This is a genomic window from Haloferax sp. s1 (genome assembly GCF_058382125.1).
On sequence record NZ_JBZRPK010000698.1, the window covers coordinates 1 to 17,123 of the forward strand.

Annotated in this window: 18 protein-coding genes; 6 read left to right on the forward strand and 12 right to left on the reverse strand. The window is 56.1% G+C overall.

The features are described 5' to 3' along the window. The 3 genes from QT222_RS18610 to QT222_RS18620 all read right to left on the reverse strand — a co-directional run. Positions 1-382 (reverse strand): ATP-binding cassette domain-containing protein (locus tag QT222_RS18610; RefSeq protein ID WP_491478032.1); only part of this gene is annotated, 382 nt, incomplete at its 3' end. 6 nt (positions 383-388) lie between these two features. Then, positions 389-883, reverse strand: a complete 495-nt coding sequence (locus QT222_RS18615) for a COG1361 family protein (protein ID WP_231512957.1) — start codon at positions 881-883, stop codon at positions 389-391. Positions 884-1,778: 895 nt separating this feature from the next. Further along, positions 1,779-3,335: a helix-turn-helix transcriptional regulator gene (locus tag QT222_RS18620; protein ID WP_491478033.1), complete on the reverse strand. Its 1,557-nt coding sequence runs from the start codon at positions 3,333-3,335 to the stop codon at positions 1,779-1,781. Positions 3,336-4,029: 694 nt separating this feature from the next. On the opposite strand from QT222_RS18620, the gene QT222_RS18625 reads away from it, so the two are divergent. Further along, positions 4,030-4,647 carry a class I SAM-dependent methyltransferase gene (locus QT222_RS18625; protein WP_004056231.1) on the forward strand — a complete coding sequence of 206 codons (618 nt, stop codon included), beginning with the start codon at positions 4,030-4,032 and terminating at the stop codon, positions 4,645-4,647. An 88-nt stretch (positions 4,648-4,735) separates the two neighbouring features. Then, entirely contained in the window at positions 4,736-4,888 is a 153-nt protein-coding gene (locus QT222_RS18630; RefSeq protein WP_014732673.1) for a hypothetical protein, read from the forward strand. Positions 4,889-4,959: 71 nt separating this feature from the next. Here the strand turns inward: QT222_RS18630 and QT222_RS18635 are convergent, their stop codons facing one another. Further along, on the reverse strand, positions 4,960-5,748 hold the full coding sequence (locus tag QT222_RS18635) for a helix-turn-helix transcriptional regulator (protein WP_004056235.1): 789 nt from the start codon (positions 5,746-5,748) through the stop codon (positions 4,960-4,962). A 205-nt stretch (positions 5,749-5,953) separates the two neighbouring features. Here QT222_RS18635 and QT222_RS18640 point away from each other — a divergent pair, with 205 nt between their 5' ends. After that, positions 5,954-6,919, forward strand: a complete 966-nt coding sequence (locus tag QT222_RS18640) for a DMT family transporter (RefSeq protein ID WP_491478034.1) — start codon at positions 5,954-5,956, stop codon at positions 6,917-6,919. Between the two features lie 237 nt (positions 6,920-7,156). On the opposite strand, the gene QT222_RS18645 is transcribed toward QT222_RS18640, so the two are convergent. The 4 genes from QT222_RS18645 to QT222_RS18660 all read right to left on the reverse strand — a co-directional run bounded on the left by QT222_RS18645 (position 7,157) and on the right by QT222_RS18660 (position 10,577). Then, entirely contained in the window at positions 7,157-7,609 is a 453-nt protein-coding gene (locus QT222_RS18645; RefSeq protein ID WP_491478042.1) for a hypothetical protein, read from the reverse strand. A 73-nt stretch (positions 7,610-7,682) separates the two neighbouring features. After that, complete coding sequence (locus QT222_RS18650; RefSeq protein WP_491478035.1) at positions 7,683-8,048, reverse strand: DUF8064 family membrane protein; 366 nt, start codon at positions 8,046-8,048, stop codon at positions 7,683-7,685. A 142-nt stretch (positions 8,049-8,190) separates the two neighbouring features. Then, positions 8,191-9,801: a hypothetical protein gene (locus QT222_RS18655; RefSeq protein ID WP_491478036.1), complete on the reverse strand. Its 1,611-nt coding sequence runs from the start codon at positions 9,799-9,801 to the stop codon at positions 8,191-8,193. Continuing rightward, positions 9,798-10,577: an ABC transporter ATP-binding protein gene (locus QT222_RS18660; protein ID WP_491478037.1), complete on the reverse strand. Its 780-nt coding sequence runs from the start codon at positions 10,575-10,577 to the stop codon at positions 9,798-9,800. The genes QT222_RS18655 and QT222_RS18660 overlap by 4 nt, the downstream gene beginning before the upstream one ends. 192 nt (positions 10,578-10,769) lie before the next feature. Here QT222_RS18660 and QT222_RS18665 point away from each other — a divergent pair, with 192 nt between their 5' ends. Together QT222_RS18665 and QT222_RS18670 are read left to right on the forward strand one after the other, a co-directional pair. Beyond that, positions 10,770-11,276 (forward strand): hypothetical protein, encoded by a 507-nt coding sequence (locus QT222_RS18665; RefSeq protein ID WP_491478038.1) that lies wholly within the window; start codon positions 10,770-10,772, stop codon positions 11,274-11,276. 189 nt (positions 11,277-11,465) lie between these two features. Next, positions 11,466-11,909 carry an Hsp20/alpha crystallin family protein gene (locus tag QT222_RS18670; RefSeq protein WP_004056243.1) on the forward strand — a complete coding sequence of 148 codons (444 nt, stop codon included), beginning with the start codon at positions 11,466-11,468 and terminating at the stop codon, positions 11,907-11,909. A 93-nt stretch (positions 11,910-12,002) separates the two neighbouring features. Here QT222_RS18670 and QT222_RS18675 read toward each other — a convergent pair whose 3' ends face one another. Beyond that, positions 12,003-12,722, reverse strand: coding sequence for a helix-turn-helix domain-containing protein (locus QT222_RS18675; protein WP_004056245.1), 720 nt, complete (start codon positions 12,720-12,722; stop codon positions 12,003-12,005). Between the two features lie 173 nt (positions 12,723-12,895). Here QT222_RS18675 and QT222_RS18680 point away from each other — a divergent pair, with 173 nt between their 5' ends. Continuing rightward, entirely contained in the window at positions 12,896-14,176 is a 1,281-nt protein-coding gene (locus tag QT222_RS18680) for an MFS transporter (protein WP_491478039.1), read from the forward strand. A gap of 138 nt (positions 14,177-14,314) precedes the next feature. Here the strand turns inward: QT222_RS18680 and QT222_RS18685 are convergent, their stop codons facing one another. From QT222_RS18685 to QT222_RS18695, 3 genes are all read right to left on the reverse strand, one after another. Next, entirely contained in the window at positions 14,315-15,682 is a 1,368-nt protein-coding gene (locus QT222_RS18685; RefSeq protein ID WP_491478040.1) for a nicotinate phosphoribosyltransferase, read from the reverse strand. A gap of 151 nt (positions 15,683-15,833) precedes the next feature. Further along, on the reverse strand, positions 15,834-16,556 hold the full coding sequence (gene ric, locus QT222_RS18690; protein ID WP_491478041.1) for an iron-sulfur cluster repair di-iron protein: 723 nt from the start codon (positions 16,554-16,556) through the stop codon (positions 15,834-15,836). Between the two features lie 147 nt (positions 16,557-16,703). Continuing rightward, complete coding sequence (locus QT222_RS18695) at positions 16,704-17,081, reverse strand: cupin domain-containing protein (protein ID WP_004056252.1); 378 nt, start codon at positions 17,079-17,081, stop codon at positions 16,704-16,706. Positions 17,082-17,123: the final 42 nt, after the last annotated feature.

The window sequence follows — 17,123 nt, forward strand, 5'->3', positions numbered from 1 at the left end:
GGGGGGGGGGGGGGGGGGGGGGGGGGGGGGGGGGGGGGGGGGGGGGGGGGGGGGTCCGGTCGGCGTCAGAGAACGTCGATACGTCCTCTCCCCGGAGTCGAACCGTACCGTTAGACGGGACGTCCAGCAATCCCAGGAGGTTGAGTAGCGTGGACTTCCCACTTCCTGACGGTCCAACGATAGCGACGAAGTCGGACGGCCGAATACCGAAGTCGATGCCTTTCAGCGCTTGAACGGTCTGGTTTCCCGTTTGGTACTCTTTAACGACGTCTTCGCCCCGAATGATTACGTCATCAGCAGCGTTCATCGTAGACCTCTGAACACTCTCGCGGGTTTCTCCCGCTTGTTCCATATCGATATGTGGGGAGATGTCCGGAGTCATTTATCATCATCGTCGCCGGATATAGGCTACTGCACCGACGAGCAGTACGAGGGCAGCACCGCCTGCCGGGAGCAGTGGGAGCCCACCACCGCTGGGTGCTTGCCGTCTCACGACTTGGCGGCTGACGCTGACGTTTGTAGTGAACGATTTCTTCACGCCGCCAACGGTGTACGCCACTTTGACCGGCACAGATGATACGTTACCAGCAACATTCGATTGGAGCGTGAACGACGAGAAATCACTCTTGTCGACACTTCCGACGAAGTACTTGCTTCGTTCAACGGCCGGTGAATCGGCAACCGAGACGACGACGCCTTCGACAGTACTCGACCCAACGTTCCCAGCAGTTGCTGATATTTCGAGAGACCCACCGGTCTGCGTCGCTTTGACGTCGGTTAAGATGATTTTGCCGGGGTTTGTCGGGGAGTCAAAGTTGGTCTGATATGTTCGGGTGATTTGGTGTTCTACACCTCGATCCGAATACTGAAGCGACACGTTCACCGGATGCGAACCTGCCTTGGAGACACGAGCAGGGAACGTAAACGTGGTCGAATTACCTGCTTCTAATCGTGGTTTCACACGTTCGTTTACGCTGAAATTCACATCCGAAGCAGACGACGTGAGTTTCAACTGCCGAATGTCGTGGTTGAGGCCGTTCGATACAGTGACGTTGACTGACCGAGTAGCCCCGGGGACTGCCTCTTCGGCTGAAAGTTCGATTTGAGGTCGAGTTGGTTCTTGGACATCGACAGTCACTGGATACCGTACGCGAACGTGCGAGCCACCTTTTTGTCTGCCAACGAGAATGACTCGGAGATTTTTCAACCCGGGTTCATCGAAGGAAGCTGTCAGTGGTATAGATATATTCCCACCAATAGTTATTGTTCCGACATCTTCGATTCGGGCAATATCGCTCGGATTCCCCTGTCGTCGGACGTAGACATCGGTGATGTCAACTACGCTGGGGCTGTTTTCTCCGTTTTGTATCGTTACTTTGAGTTCGGTTTGTTGACCCGGCGCTGGTTTGTCCGGAGCAACCTTTACGTTCGTAATTCCAACATGCGCCTTGGCAGCCTTTGCTGGTCCCGCAGCTATCGGAACGGCGACAGTCGAGAGTACAATAACTGCGACGAAGAACCAAGAAAGGACCGGTAAACCGTCGTGATTCGGTTTTTGCGGACTCATCTATGGACTCGTCTTAAATAGTGTTGTCTCTCTGCCATTATCGTTTTATTGGCTTGTCTGACCCCATATAAGTTTCGTGGTTTACATGTTTCGAGAACGTAACTCGTAGTAAACCGACCACCGCGACATCTGTGAGTATACTCTATAGTAGCGTTTGCAACTGGTGACACATGTCATCAGTCGTCCAACAACGACGATTCCCAGCCGATACTCAGGATTCTTCGAACGGCGACCGAGCGTGTTCGGGGACGTTTTCGGGACGAATGATGAGGTTCTCTCGGCCAACGTTGATTTTCTTCACGACGCCCTCTTCGTCCATCTGTGAGAGAACCCGGCTGACCTTCGACTTAGACCATCCCGTCCCTTCAACGACTGCCGATTGACGGAGTTGTCCATCGCTTTCATCCAGGAGTTTGAGTACGCGTGCTTCGTCGTCGAGTAACTCCTCCACCTGTGATTGAGTTAGTGTTTCCGCGTCAGAGACGGTGTCTGTCTCTCTTTTCTCTCTTCTTTGGAGGTATCTTCCTACTCGAGAATTCGAACTCAGAAAGTGTGCATACCGTTTGCTGAGTACAACGCCACCGAGTACGGCGAGCACAGTGAGAATAACGAGCGCGCCGCCGCCGACTACGAGTGCAAGCATCGAGAACCTCGCATCGATACCGAGTGAACGTAAAACGGAGCCTACTGTGGAACTCGGGTCAGTCCCCGCATCTACTTCTGTCCCGTCACCGCGTCCGTCTCCATCGGTATCCCCGCGATTCGGATTTGTTCCGATGACGGTTACTTCCCGGCCATCGTTGAGACCATCACCGTCTGTATCCGATTTGGTGGGGTTGGTCTCGTATCGGTTCGTCTCTTCCCCGTCGTTGAGGCCGTCACCGTCGGTGTCGGCGGCAGTCGGATCTGTTTCGTGGACGTTCACTTCTGGACCGTCAGCGAGCCCGTCGCCGTCGGTGTCGGTGACAGTCGGATTGGTCTCATAGGTGTTTACCTCGGGACCATCATCGAGGTTGTCGCCGTCAGTATCACCAACAGTTGGGTCGGTTCCGTACGTTGTGGCCTCTGCACCGTCGGCGAGACCATCACCATCGGTATCTTTCTCTGTCGGGTTACTCCCGAGTTCGTTTACTTCAACCCCATCGCTGAGTTCGTCGCTATCGGAGTCAGTGTTCGTTGGGTCCGTCTCGTATCGGTTCACTTCGTCACCGTCAGTGAGTCCGTCGGTATCCGTATCGGCGACGAGAACGCTCGTTCCCCGCTCTACTTCACGTTTGTTTCCCAGATTGTCGCCGTCAGCATCGCCTTCTGTTGCAAGCACGGTAATCGTTCGACTCGCCTGTGCAGCCGGGGAACCACCGCCGGAGGGCCGCACGACAGTGGTCAGGACTTGTTCACCAGTTGCGTTTCCTGGCCATCGTGCGATGTCGAAGTTGACGCGCTGCTCGCTGCCAACGCTCGTGTTTTGAAGTCGTTGACACTCAAGCGTCGTCGTTGAACCGTCGTTTAATTCGGTTTTGAGACACACGTCGTACGTCCCGTGGTCCGCCGCGATGGCTACCGAAACCGTCGATGGTTGCCACGAAGCAACATACGTCCGCTCGTTTTGGGTTGCGATGACACCCGGTCCGGAGTGGTCCACTGCACGCACCTCAACGCTGTCTTCCGCTACAACCGTGGCCGGTAGCACGCTCGCAAAGACTGTTATAAAGACGATGAGCCCCACGAGGGGCACACATCGTGACCACGAGGCGCGTTGGACAGACATGAGTCAGTTCTCTATTTGTCGGGGATGCCACGGTATAATATTTTATTTACCAATCTGCAGTATTCATTTAATATAAAATGATAGTTTAATACCCAAGATTGTGTTTGATTCATCACCTATGCAATCGAAATTATAGACAAATCGTGATTTACCATGTAAACCGCCAATTCTCCAGCGGCTAGTTAGTATATCAACCAGTAAATATTCAGTTAATCCAACTGAAACAGTGCGAACAGTCCGTAAAAACGGTTGTATTGCGAAGAACAGTTGGGACGACTCTCACCCATTATCATCCTCCCGGAGTTACTACTGAATGCGGTGCGCAAGATACCGTCTCGACCGAAGCTAAATACGGTGTCACTGCAATCACCGCCGCAGTCCCCGCTTGCACAGACGCGAACGGTGGCGCCTCCCCCCTGGTACCACCCTTCACCGTACACTCGAACTCCCCGCTGACGTTCCCACCAGAGATACTCCACAGCACGCCTGGTCCCCCTGACGCACGCTACGACATCCCTCCCAGTATTGTACTTCTACCCTCCAAACCAGCCCCATTCCTCATACTCCAATCTGTCCCCCTCATAGTACGGGCCAATCCTAACCTCAAGACTCGACAAGCGAATTACTTGGGGTCGGTGCGTGAACTGTAATACTACTCCGCGGAGCATTTACTTCTGCTCTCGCTACAGCGTGTATGGATTCGGATGACAACCATCGTAGCTGGGCCGAACGCTCCGGCGATTTCTCTCCCGAGTACTACGCCCAAATCGGCCCGAACGAGGTTAGCGAGACGCTCACAACTGTGTTCGACCACTACGCGCGAGAGGACGCGTCGATTCTCGAAGTTGGCTGTAGCTCTGGTCGCCATCTCGCCCACCTTCACAACTGCGGCTACGAGGACATCACCGGCATCGATATCAACGACGAGTCGTTCGAGGTGATGGCCGAATACTATCCGGAACTCGTCGAGACAGGTACGTTCCTCACCGGCGCGATAGAGGAGTTACTCCCGAACTTCCCGGATGACAAGTTCGACGTCGTCTACTCCGTCGAAACGCTCCAGCACGTTCACCCCGACGACACAGCGGTATTCGAGGAGCTTTCCCGTGTAACATCCGACCTCCTCATCACCGCCGAAAACGAAGGTAATGGCCCCCAGCGTGGCCGAGATGGTGCTGAGGTAAGCTACGTCAACGACGATTTCCCACTTTACCACCGCAACTGGAAAGACGTATTTTCGAACCTCGGCCTCGCACAACTCCTCTGCGAACCGGGTAAGCGCGATACCGTTCGTGTGTTCCGTGTTCTCTGACTTGTTTTGACGTATCCCCCGAATGTGTCGCCGATTAACCTCAATGGTCTTTAAGAGGCTCTGGCCTAGTCTCGAAATTATGTATACGATGTCCAGCGACGATTTCAGCGTTCATCTACGCGAGTGCGACGAGGTTGGGTCCGGGATTCCACTCACGAGCCTCCCGGATGAAGTCACGTCGTTAGACGACCTGCCGTGTGCGTGCTGGGACAAGTTCGAATCGCTCGACGAAGTCGAATGACGGTCCATCGTGGAAACATCTCTGCTAGCTGTTAATTCGTGTTGTCTGGTCGACGCAGTGACCGAGATGTATCACAATCGGTCAAAGTCAAGCGGCTCTGCGGCCTGCCAGTAATCTTCGAATAACTCCTCCGCCCACGAGCGAACCGCCGGCTCGTCGACATCAATCGACGCCTGAAGAATGCCGTTGTCGTCGCGTAAGAACAGATGAACCGTCGAGTCGGCAATCGTCGTCGCCATCGGAATCAACTCGTCGGTGATGCGGATTTCTGCGCCGTCGGCGTCGAGGAGCGCCCGAAGTTGCTCCCGCAACTGTGAATCGTCGGTAAGGGCGTCGATTGTCTCCGACGAGAATACACCTTTGAACTGCTGGTCTCCGGCCTCGGTACGGTTGGCGATGATGTCGAGGCTCTGTTCGTTGAAGGCGTACGAAAAGATGCGAACGTCGTTCGCATTGCTGAGCAGTTTGAGTGCGCGCTTGACTGGTGCATTTGGACGAACCTGACTCGGCGTGGTAATCGTCGCTGCTGTCAGATGTTCGAGGTCGAACGAAATTGTCTCAGTCGGAAGCCACCGAACAATCGGGCGAAGTTTGGCATCGGTTTCGAGAATCTCGACTAACTCGCTGAATCCCCGTGAGACGAGCTTACCGGTTACAGTCGCCCTGTAAGCGCTATCCTCACGGACAATCCACTCACGCTCCTCGAAATCGTGGAGAATCCGGCCCAGTGTCGGCTGTGAGGCACCGGTTAGTTCGACAAGCTCTCGGCGGGTGTGGGGCTGTTCGGAGAGATATCTGAGCGCATCGACGCGATTCTGTGAGAGCGCAAGAAATTCGATTTCTTCTAACGCCGATTCCATATTCGATTCTGCGAGGCCCGAGACTAAACGACTTTCGAGTCTCGAAATAATTTCACACAATGAATCATCGTCGTCTATCGCACTACTTTCTTGCCGTGCATTAATTTCTGAATCAATGTATAAGCGATGCGCTCGTAGGTCGTCGTATAATGAGTTCACTGTCGGAACCTATCGGTCTCTCGCTGTCGCGAGGTGAGGCGTGGTAATGGGAACGCGTCGTCGACTTGCGCTGTTCGTGTTGGCGAGTTTCTTCTTCGGCGGCACCTTCGTCGCAGCGAAGGCGGGGCTTGACTACTTTCCACCCTTGCTGTTCGTCGCCCTCCGGTTCGACATCGCCACCGTCGCGTTATTCACATACGTCGCCGCAACGACACCCCGTGCGGAGTTACTTCCGCGGTCTGTCCGCGATATCGTCGGCATTCTCGCAACCGGCGTGTTCGTCATCGGTCTCGCGAACGCCCTCCTCTTCGTCGGGCAGGAGCACGTTTCGAGCGGCGTCGGGTCGATTATCTTTAGTCTCAACCCGATTCTGACGCCGGTGTTCGCGATGGTCTTCCTCGCCGACGAACGACTTTCGACTCGCGGCGCACTCGGGATGCTCATCGGGCTTGTCGGCGTGGCACTCGTCGTACAGATTGACCCCTCGAACCTCCTCGACGGGGCGGCCGTGTGGAAGGGCGTCGTGTTCCTCGGCGCGGTCAGCGGAGCACTCGGAAGCGTTCTCATCCGGTGGGCCGACACCTCCCTTTCGAGCACTGTTCGGACGGCGTGGGCACTCCCAGTCAGTGCCCTTCTCACGCACGGTTTCAGTATCGCCTCCGGCGAATCACCGGCGATGGTTACGTGGACTCCGACGGCACTTGTGGCGCTTGGATACGTCGGTATCTTCGCGGGGGCCATGGCGTACATCGCCTACTTCGGCCTCCTCGATGACGTTGGTCCGATTCACGGGAACCTCGTCTTCTACGCAGTCCCAATCATCGCAACCCTCGGTGGGTCGGCACTGCTCGGCGAGTCGATTTCGACGCTCACCCTCGTTGGATTTGTGACCATCTTCGCGGGGTTCGCGGTCCTCGCCAGTGGGTCCATCGTCGCCGAAGTCGAGGGCTTCTACACGACAATCGTGGCGCGGTGGGACGTAGACAACGTGAGTTCGGCGAGTCACGACTAACTCGACTGAGACGTAGTTTGATAGTAATTGAAGGGTGGAAGGGTTGGCAGGCCCATCAAGTTGGCAATCCGGGGGGCAGGGTATTGCAGGACTACCGATGGCACGGGATGAGCCTACTCTGCCTGTGGAAATCCGCATCAGAGATACCGTACGACCAGGCAGTTATCGTACGGATGCGTTACTTATCCGCGAAATAACCTATCTGTTCTGGTACAACCCTCAAAATGGAGGGGTGCATCACCGATTCGAGACGCCATAAACCATGAGTGCACCAACCAAACAGAGGTGTCCGACAATCACGAAGGAAATCGAGTCACGGCTGGACATATCGACAAATACGAGTGCGGCAAACGAGGCGATACCGATGACAGCAAGGACAACCGCAAGTACCTTGTCGTACTTCGGGTCGTACTCGACTTCGGCCACATGAACCATCCAATTTTGTTCGGCTGGGCGACGCCGGCGTGAAATTCCGTCCGGCGTTCGGACGGCGTAGAATCGGCTTCGAATTCGAACGAGTATCCACCCGATTCCGCCGGTCGTGCCGATACCGTCGGTGAGACCAAAATTCGGGTCACTGAGGACGACGGCGAAACCGATGAGGACGGGAACGGCAAATAAGAGAGCCATCTCCACGAAGTCGAGGTATCGAGCTTCCGTTTCGTCGTTTTCGATTGGCTTTTCGGTCATCTCGTGTCGCGTTAGGAGTCAGAAGTGACAGTCAGATACGGAAGCGTTGCACGGTGGAGTCGGTCCACTAACATCACGAGGAGTTGATGCGCAGATAGTTCGTCCCGTGTCGGTAGTTGTACGTTTCGACGACGACGCCGAAGACCGAAAGTACCGTTAATGCGAGGAAGATGACTCCCTGGCTTGGTTCGGTTAAATATAGGCCGCCGAAGAGGAGCACCGTACAAACTGCCGCCGCGAGATTGTACATGGGATGTTCGCGTACGACGTCGAACACGCTCGCACCCACGTAGACGAATGTCAGCGCTGCTAGTGCGATGAGTCCGGGAGTGACTGGTTCGTCGGAAAAAAGCACTATCCCCCCGAGACTGAGGACGATGCCGACGAACACCGCCGCATCCCACATGTTGATTCTGTCCGTCACGTTGCTGGAGGGCATCAAATGTGGCTAAGGAATCACTTCTCATAGTTATTTGGGACTCCCGTCGGTTCCGAATGGGTTTTTCGTCCATGGTGAAACTCTTCGACCGGAGCGTCTCTTCTAAAATGTGACCGGGGATATCGTGACACTATACCCTCGACTAATCGAGCGTGTAGGACCGATAGCGGTGAATCGCGTATCGGTATGACCCGTACGACGCGCCCACGGTCAAAAGAAGGTAGAGACCAATCAGGCCGCCGAGAAGGGCCGTGACTTCCAGATGGCCCGTAACGGAGTACCACGTCGTGACGAGTCCGATGACGGTTCCGCTGCCGACGACAAACAAGTACAGCATCATTACGAGCGTCGAGGGAACGACGGTCTCGGCACCCCAGAACTTTCGCGCTTCATAGACAGGGTATGCCGACCCAAGACCGACTGCGAAGGCGGCCGCAGCGAGGCACATCCCGATGCCGACGAGTGCGAACGTGAGCCCGTACACTGAGGCAGTCCCGAGTGCTATCGAGCCCAGTGGGACGAGCACTGCAACAGGGATACCGAGCGCAAGCCCAGCGATAGCCCGGCCTCGAACTATCGTCTGGGAGGTGGTTTCGGTAAGGAGGAGCAACGGAAGGTGAGGCCGGTCGTCTCCGATAGGATTGAGACCGAACGTTGCCCCGGCGAGGTAGGTTCCAAATCCGACGCCCGTACCCGCGATGAGTGGGCCCAATGCGTCACCCGGCGACTGGAAGATGCTCGACCCGAGTGGACCAAGGAAGAACAGTATCATAACGAGGTGTGTGAGCTTCTGTGGGTGGCGGATACTGCGAACAAGAAACCCCCATGCGACACGGCCAGACTTCAGCAGGGAGAACGGTTTCGGAGCGGAGAATCCACCCGTAGAGACGTTTGTCTGGCGTGGTTCGGAACGGGTCGAAACATCAGTAAACCAAAGTGCAATCGCTTGTCGCGTCGACGCTGCGAGACCGACCGGTGTGAGAACAACAATGGCGAGGATGATGACTACTGCACTTCCCGAAATCGGACGGGCGAGCGGTGTCCCAACGAATGCGAGCGAGACGTAATCGACGAGCGGTCCGAAAGCCAACCCGGAGAGGAGTGATTCTACCGAAGCGCTTTCACTCACGATATACTTCCCGGCGAACTGCGAACCGAGGATGAACGCGAGCATAAGGATGACGCCACCAGCCTTGAGGACTCGACGAACACCAGGTAAGCGTCGTAACACACGCAGCACGGCGATCCCGAGTGCATATCCCCACACAGTCGCCCAACAAGTGAGCGGAATCACGACCGCGGCGGCCGTAAGTAGCAATGTTGGAGTGCCGAGACCCAGCGTGAACGTCGTGACGATGGCAGCTATTGGAAGCCCGAACCAGAGCGAGAGTCGGCCCACTTCAGCGGTGAGAAGCCCGATGACGACGGCTCTGGGATGAACTGCTGTCAGAACGAAGTCTTCGGCTTCGACGCTTCCGATTCGTTCGAACGTCCGAAGCATCGCCAGCGCGAGCAATGCCACCGGTACTGCTGTTGTGGCCACGCCGAAATACGGAATTTCCGCCATCGACCGCGCCGTTCGGCCGGCTAGATACACCGCCGGAAGAGAAGATAGAAGCATGCCACCGAAGAACAGCAACGCAAACCCGATGCCGATAATCCGTCGGGCCTCTTTCGTGTATCCTCTGAGGCTCCGGACGAACTCGGCACGGCCGATGCGAACGCCGTGACGAACGTCTTGTCGCAGGCTCATTCTCTACTGGCGCTCGCCATGGGGGTCTCGTCGCTCGTGATGGCGAGGAAGGCATCTTCGAGGGTGCTTTCGCTCCCCGTTTCCGCTCGGGATTTCACCTCATTCGGAGAGCCTTCGGCGACGAGTCTGCCGTCGAATAGGACGCCAACTTCGTCGGCAACAGCCTCGACGACCGGGAGGATGTGCGTCGAGAGGAATACGGTTGACCCGGCGTCCGCAAAGCCGATTATCGACTCGCGGATTCGACGCGCTGCACGCGGGTCTAATCCCGACGTTGGCTCGTCCAAGAACAACACCTTGGGGTCGTGCAGGATGCTCTGGATGAACGCGGTTTTCTGCTGCATCCCTTTCGAGTACGTGCTGATGCGTTTGTTCTCGTCTCCGGTGAGTCCGAACTGGTCGAGATAGTCGGTAATACGCGCATCGGCGGTTTCAGCGGGGATATCACGGAGGTCCGCGGCGTATTCGAGTTGTTCGCGCGCGCTGAACTCGTCGTACAGTGGCGGTGTCTCCGGGAGATACCCAACGTTTGCCGCGAGTTCACGCCGGTTTTCGACATCGAGACTACAGATACGAGCCGACCCCGATGATGGTTGTGTGAGGCCCGTCAAGAGTCGCATCGTCGTCGTCTTTCCGGCACCGTTCGGGCCGAGGAATCCATACACGGTTCCGTTGGAAATCGACAGCGAAACGCCGTCGAGTGCGACCTCAGAACCGTACGACTTTCTGAGGTCCGTCGCCTCGATGGCGGCGAAATCTGATTTTGTGGAGGGCATGGGACGATCCCACGTTTTTACTCAGACCGCCTAATGGTTGCGAACTGATAATACAGTGCGAAATAAACGGCCTTGTTAAAACTCTCAACTGGTGATAGGTTCCGGCAGCCGTGTCGAATACACAGCGCGTATCGGCCATTCCCACCAAGACTACCCGAACACGTTTACTCTCGAACTGTGATAACGAAGCATATGTCCTCCAGAAGAGTTGTGGCTCTTCTTGTCGTCACGGCCCTTTCCGGGTGTCTCGGCCTCAGTGCTGTGCTTTCTCCTGCACCCGAGGTCACCGTCGAGAATCGGGCGAATGTCACGTACCAGGTCTCAGCAACCGTTATTCCCACTGACGACCCGGTCAGTACTATTCCGCTGGAACTGACCTATCGGAACGGTAGCTCGGTGACAACCTCGTTCGGAGAGTATTCATCTGGAAATAACTTTTTTGTCCCGGATAACGTCACGGCAATTAGTGTTCACAGTGCAACCTCACAGTCGTGGTCAACTACGCTTGCACCTGGACAAAACGACACGACCCGACTAACCGAATGGCAATCGAATGATGTTGTCCTACTCACCTATACACGCAACAACGATAGTGAGGTTACCAAAGTCACAACGATTCCCTGCCGGAATTCAGGTGTCGAATACGATGGACACGTTTCCTCAGCTGATGGAAGCGGTGGTGCGGGGACTACCTGCTGAATACACCCTCCGTATCTTGCACGCGATACATATCAGCCACTGAGGGTTTCAACAGAGCCAGATAAACAATTACTCCTTCTTTCCCCGGGACCGATACACCCTCAACCCAACGAATGTTCTACCCATTGAGTGGTTCCCACCTGTTATTTTTCGATTCGGGCCGTACACACGGACGCGAGGTAAACGACCATGAGCAGACGCAACCCTTTCGAAGAAATCGAGCGGCTCTTCGAGCGAATGAGCCGTGAACTCGACGAAGCATCCAAACGGTGGGGTTCAGGAGAGACGTACGAAGAGTGGGAGAGTGGACTCGAATCAATGGCAGTCGACCTCGTCGAACACGACGACGAGTTCGTCGTCACCGCCGACCTACCGGGTTTCGAGCGCGACGATGTGAGCGTCCAAGTAACCGACCAAACGCTCCAAATCGAGGCGAAGCGCGAACGAGCCCTCGACGAAGAAGAAGAGCAGTTCCTTCGACACGAGCGACGACACCGGTCGATGAGACGGTCGCTTCGATTGCCTGCCGAGATTCAAAAAGACGGTGTGAGTGCACGGATGAAAAACGGTGTCCTGACCATTACACTCCCGAAACTCGAAGTCGAAGAAGCACATCGAGTAGACATCGAGTAGGCCTCGATCCAAGGCAGTGGACGGCTTATTTTCGATACCGGTACTGTGCCCGAGAGACGACCACAGGAGTGTCTCGAAACAGGCACCAACTTCCTAAACGAGTTCCAGAACAAACCGAGTCGCGAGCCATGATTCGGCTCTGGCGAGACGGTACTGAACCGTCGACTGTGGAACTCCTAGCTCGTCAGCTAATCCTTGCGTCGTAATCTCTCGGGGCGTCTCGTAGTAGCCGCGAGCGACTGCCTCTTTAATCAACTCGCGTTGTTCGTACGGGACGTCGGCCAGAGAGACGACGTCATCACCCCAGTGTGTCGGGTCGGACAGATGGTCGAGACTCAAACGCAACCCATCCCGCATTTCGGTCCGAATCGCATCGTATAGTTCGCCGACGTTAGCATCGTCGGGCATCAGGATTCGCCACGTATACTGGTTGCCCTGCCGTTTCGTGTCGTACAGGAGCCCCTCACCGATGTGTATCGCTGCAAGATGGGGAATCGAGTGACAATCATCGGCATCGGTTCCATAGGCGTACACGGTCCGAGACGCGTTCCCTCGGTCGAGGACCTCGTACTCCCAACTCGTGTGGCAGTGTTCGGCGTCCAAGCACTCGTTACAGTGCGTTGGGTCGAGAAACACGTCGTCGAGTGCTTTTAATGCGTTTTCAGGCCCCGTGATACGGTCGAGATGCCAAATACTGTCAGCCGTGACCGTACACGTGAGCGACTTCGACATAACATCCGGATACTCCATGAAAATGTCCGCAATCGGGTCGGCCCCGCGGTCGTACGTCACTGTGAACACGAACTCTCGCATATAGTGTCTTGGTAGCAACCAATTAATAGACTTTCTTCGTCGTTAGTCCTAAACTCGGGAAATATCGTATTGGCGGCGACAGTACTCATCTGGAAAACCGAAGTATTCTATTACTTTTGGTAGCTACCAAAGTATTCTCTAATGCCCATCTCACCGACCGGTTCAACTGCACGATGCAGTCTGGAACAAACATACGTGATGACTCGACGTTCCTCGGTCCGCGCGTGGTTGCTGTAACTTTCCTCGCGCTGATGGGAGCGTTCGGGTTGAATCTGAGTGCTGGACAGTTCTTCGAACCACTTACTGGAACATACGGCTGGGATCTCTCACTTCTGAGCTTAGCCGTCTCGGTGAACATGATTACGTGGGGGCTGTTCCAACCGGTGATGGGGCGGTTGATCGACTGGGTCGGCCCCAAAGTGGTCATCGCTGGCAGCGCGGCGCTGATGGGTGTCGCGTTCCTCCTCTCGGCGACCATCTCCACCGTCTGGGAGTTCTTCCTGTACTACGGTGTGCTCACGGCAATCGGCTTCGCAGGCTGTAGTTCGATGGCGAACTCGGTCCTCGTCTCGAAGTGGTACGTTCGCGACCGCTCGGAGATGCTCGGGAAGAGTTCGATGGGCATCAACATCGGCCAACTGATTATCCTTCCGTTGGCCGGCTACCTGATCGCAACCGCTGGGTTTCGAGCGGCGTTCACTGGGCTCGGGCTGTTCATTCTCGTGCTTGTCGTCCCGGCTGTGCTGTTCGTCGTTGAAGACGACCCCACCGAAGTCGGACAAACTCCGGATGGAACGGACAACGCATCGGACCGAGAGCAGTCGGTCCTAGCTGCCGGGTCGGCGAGTGTCTCGCTCAAACAAGCGCTTTTTGACCGGAACTTCTGGCTCGCCAGCCTGAGCTTCGGTTCCTGTGGGTTCACGCTGTATCTCGTGACGATTCACCTTCCGAACTACGCCGTCGATCTTGGGGGGAGCGTCGCACTCGGCGGACAGTTGCTGGGAATCGCCGCCGGTGCCAGTGCCGTCTCGATGTGGGTGACCGGAAAGATGACTGAACAAGTCGGGAAGCGGCGCATGCTGGCGGGTCTCCACATGCTTAGAGGTGTTTCGCTCGTGTGGCTAGCGCTGTCGACGAGTCTCTGGCAACTCTACGTCTTCGCAGTTATCTATGGTGTCGCTTCCTTCCCAGTTATCCCAACGGTAACCGGCATTATCGGCGACCACTTCGGAACGAACGCGATGGGTGGAATTCTCGGAACGTCCTGGCTTCTCCACCAGATATTTGCCGCAACCGGTGTCTTCCTCGGCGGGTTCATCCGCCAAACAACAGGGAGCTACGAACTCGCCTTCTGGACCGGCGCGGCTCTCCTGCTCGGGGGTGCGTTCCTGTCGGTCCTGATCGAGAGTCAGCCGCGAGTTACACACCCCGCGGCTAGTACTGCAGACGACTGACGAAGCAACGGTTTGAGTAACTCTCCGAATAGGCTCCCAACTTCCAAAATACACTCGCAGACGAGGTCTCGAACCTCCCGTCGACGAAAGCTGACGGGACCTCACACCGACCTCGACTGAGAAAGTGAGAGAGTCCGCTCACGAGTGTTGACTTTCGAGTTGGCGGCGGAGTGACGTCGTCTGCGTATCGAGACCGGAGCTGATCTGAACATCGTAGCGTTCCGGGTCTTCGAGTTGCCGAATAGCCGGCGGGGTTTTCGAGACGGACCGGCGGGCACGTTCCTGAATCGCCGGAAGGTCGGGGAACTGGTACACGAGTTCGCCGTCCTCGATGACGGACACGAGTTGTTCACCACCGTCGCAGTCCTCGTCCCGAAGTGCAAGGATATCGCGGTCGTATTGGCCGTCTCGTTCGACGCGCCGGACGCTCTTGGCTCCCGGATATGTCACCTTCCCAGTCGAGAGCTTCATACTCGGTTGCATGTCCCCGTCCTCCTCGACGGCCACGAGTTTGTAAACTCCCTCAACCTTCGGCGCATCGGTGCTCGTCACGAGGGCAGTCCCCGGTCCGAATCCCGACCCGACACCGCCGTTCGTCAGGAACCGTCGGATTTTGAACTCGTCGATACCTGACGAGATGAAGAGGTCTGTTTCCGCAAGAATCTCGTTGACTTCCTTTGAGAGCGCCGTGAGGTCGCCAGAATCCAGCCGCACACCGGCGATATCTAGGTCTTTCTCTTCGGCGACAGCACGCGCGGTCTTGGCACCGGAAACGGTGTCGTACGTGTCGATGAGAAGAATCGATTCCTCACCGTACTCGTCGACGAACGTCTCGAAGGCGGCGCGCTCGCTGGCGAAGCTTTGTATCCACGAATGAGCCATCGTTCCATAAATCGGGATTCCGAACGCTTCCCCAGCCGCGACGTTCGAAGTACCGTCGAACCCACCGATGTAGGCGGCCCGCGCGGCTTTGATTCCGGCGTCACTGCCGTGTGCCCGTCGCGAGCCGAAGTCCACGAGTGATTGTTCATCACCGTGTTGTGTAATCATATCACGCATCCGGGACGCCTTCGTCGCGATTAAACTCTGATACCCGATCTGATTGATAACAATCGTCTCCAACAGTTGCCCCTGCAGAATTGGAGCGGTCACCTCTACCAGCGGTTCGTTCGAAAACACCGGTGTCCCTTCCGGGAGCGCTCGAACGTCGCCCGTGAACTCCAGCGTTTCGAGGTGTGACAAGAACTCCTCGTCGAATCCGTGTTCGGTGAGGTACTCGATGACCCGCTCGCCGAAGGAAAGCGTCTCAATGTAGTGAATCGCCTGTTCTAACCCGGCTGCAACCATGTACCCTCGGTTCGGCGGGAGGTCCCTGAAAAACAGGTCGAACGTCGCTGTCGGGTTGTGGTTCTGGTTGTAGTACCCCTGCATCATCGTCAACTCGTACAGGTCGGTAAAGAGTGCCAGATTCTCCGGGGTGAGATACCCGTACTCTGTGTGCGCCATTGTTTGTAATTGTCATACAGATACGTTAAACCACCCCGTATACGAGACGTTACGTCTGATTACCGCACTATCTATCTTTGGCTAGTCGTAGCTCTCCGGAGTTGCAGTGGCAACGGGGGTATATCCCCGGAACTTTCCACAGACGTTTCCGTCAGGCGTCGGCGTCGAGGGTTGACACGACGGTGGGAAAGAGGATGTTGTTCTCCTTGTGAACGTGGATGTGTGTCTCTCGCTCTAACGCTTCGAGGCGTTCGAGCATCCCTCGGTAGCTGGCACAGGCGCTGTCGGGAACCGTGTATCCGTCGGTCAACTCGGAAAGTTGCTCGAGGCGCTCGGCGGTCGCTTCGTGGTCGTCTTCGAAAGTTGTGAGTTCTCGCCTGACAGTTCGAACCTCGAAGTCAGTTAGTGACCCACCACTGTCGAGTTTTCGAACTATTGGAAAGAGTTCGTCTTCTTCTTCCTCGATGTGGGTTCGCATCTCGTCGGCGAGTACGGCGTACTCCCGTTCGACTGCTCGAAGTTCTGGGTGGTCCTCACCGTGTACCTCCGCAACCTTGTGAACTAGGGATTCCAAGGAAGGGAGTTCCTCACGTAGACGGTCGTGATGAGTAGAAACGATGTGGTTGACGAGTTCGGACAGAGACTCCCACTCCACCGACTCTTCGTCGTGGCTCTCCTGTACTGCACGGAGTCGGTTACGAATGGTAGCGATATCGACGTTAGCCTTCTCGCAGGCGGCGGCGAGCGACACGTCACCACCACAGCAGTAGTCGATACCGAAATCCTCGAAGACGTATGCGAACGCTAGCGTCTCTTCAACAAACGAACTCACCCGGCGGTCTGGGTCGAATGCTTCTTCGGTCACAGTAATCACCAACGTACTACCAGTACCTCATTTCGAGACGCATGTAGCTATTCAGCCGAACAGGTTCGGTACCGGGTACTGCCTGAAGGCGAAGCCCACAGAAGATGGGGTGTCGTCGCAGTCAGTCAGTTACGATAGTAGCGTTTGCAAACACTACTATAACTCCGACTCGAACTCCCCGGCTGCGAGCCCGCGACGGACGGGGTCGTGTTCTGCGTCTGTCGGCGGTGGCGACGTCACCAACAACGCTTCGAGTCTCGAATCATCGTCCGCTTTGATACCGCGTTTCGTATCCGCTGGAACGACGATGATGTCGCCGGCACCGACCCGGTGGTCGGTCTCCTCCTCACGGACGATACCGGTTCCTGACCGAACATTGACAACGAGGTCGCTCGACGGCGCGTGGACCGGAATAAACTGTCCGGGTTCGAAAAAGCCACAGATGACTTTCATCCGCTCACTTCGGAACCCTGCCTGTGCGGAGAATCGGTCGTCATCGTACGCTCGCTCGGTCTCGAAGTCGATTCGAGGCATTACAGTGTGCACCCCGAAAACTGGGTCGTTACGGAACGAACG

Bases quoted from the DNA above. Each gene is read 5' to 3' on its own strand.
- QT222_RS18665 (WP_491478038.1), top strand. From the start codon at position 10,770: ATGTCCTCCAGAAGAGTTGTGGCTCTTCTTGTCGTCACGGCCCTTTCC.
- QT222_RS18685 (WP_491478040.1), bottom strand. From the start codon at position 15,682: ATGGCGCACACAGAGTACGGGTATCTCACCCCGGAGAATCTGGCACTC.
- QT222_RS18650 (WP_491478035.1), bottom strand. From the start codon at position 8,048: ATGCCCTCCAGCAACGTGACGGACAGAATCAACATGTGGGATGCGGCG.
- QT222_RS18680 (WP_491478039.1), top strand. From the start codon at position 12,896: ATGCAGTCTGGAACAAACATACGTGATGACTCGACGTTCCTCGGTCCG.
- QT222_RS18630 (WP_014732673.1), top strand. From the start codon at position 4,736: ATGTCCAGCGACGATTTCAGCGTTCATCTACGCGAGTGCGACGAGGTT.
- QT222_RS18645 (WP_491478042.1), bottom strand. From the start codon at position 7,609: ATGACCGAAAAGCCAATCGAAAACGACGAAACGGAAGCTCGATACCTC.
- QT222_RS18695 (WP_004056252.1), bottom strand. From the start codon at position 17,081: ATGCCTCGAATCGACTTCGAGACCGAGCGAGCGTACGATGACGACCGA.
- QT222_RS18640 (WP_491478034.1), top strand. From the start codon at position 5,954: ATGGGAACGCGTCGTCGACTTGCGCTGTTCGTGTTGGCGAGTTTCTTC.
- QT222_RS18625 (WP_004056231.1), top strand. From the start codon at position 4,030: ATGGATTCGGATGACAACCATCGTAGCTGGGCCGAACGCTCCGGCGAT.
- QT222_RS18635 (WP_004056235.1), bottom strand. From the start codon at position 5,748: ATGGAATCGGCGTTAGAAGAAATCGAATTTCTTGCGCTCTCACAGAAT.
- QT222_RS18660 (WP_491478037.1), bottom strand. From the start codon at position 10,577: ATGCCCTCCACAAAATCAGATTTCGCCGCCATCGAGGCGACGGACCTC.
- QT222_RS18670 (WP_004056243.1), top strand. From the start codon at position 11,466: ATGAGCAGACGCAACCCTTTCGAAGAAATCGAGCGGCTCTTCGAGCGA.
- QT222_RS18655 (WP_491478036.1), bottom strand. From the start codon at position 9,801: ATGAGCCTGCGACAAGACGTTCGTCACGGCGTTCGCATCGGCCGTGCC.
- QT222_RS18675 (WP_004056245.1), bottom strand. From the start codon at position 12,722: ATGCGAGAGTTCGTGTTCACAGTGACGTACGACCGCGGGGCCGACCCG.
- QT222_RS18620 (WP_491478033.1), bottom strand. From the start codon at position 3,335: ATGTCTGTCCAACGCGCCTCGTGGTCACGATGTGTGCCCCTCGTGGGG.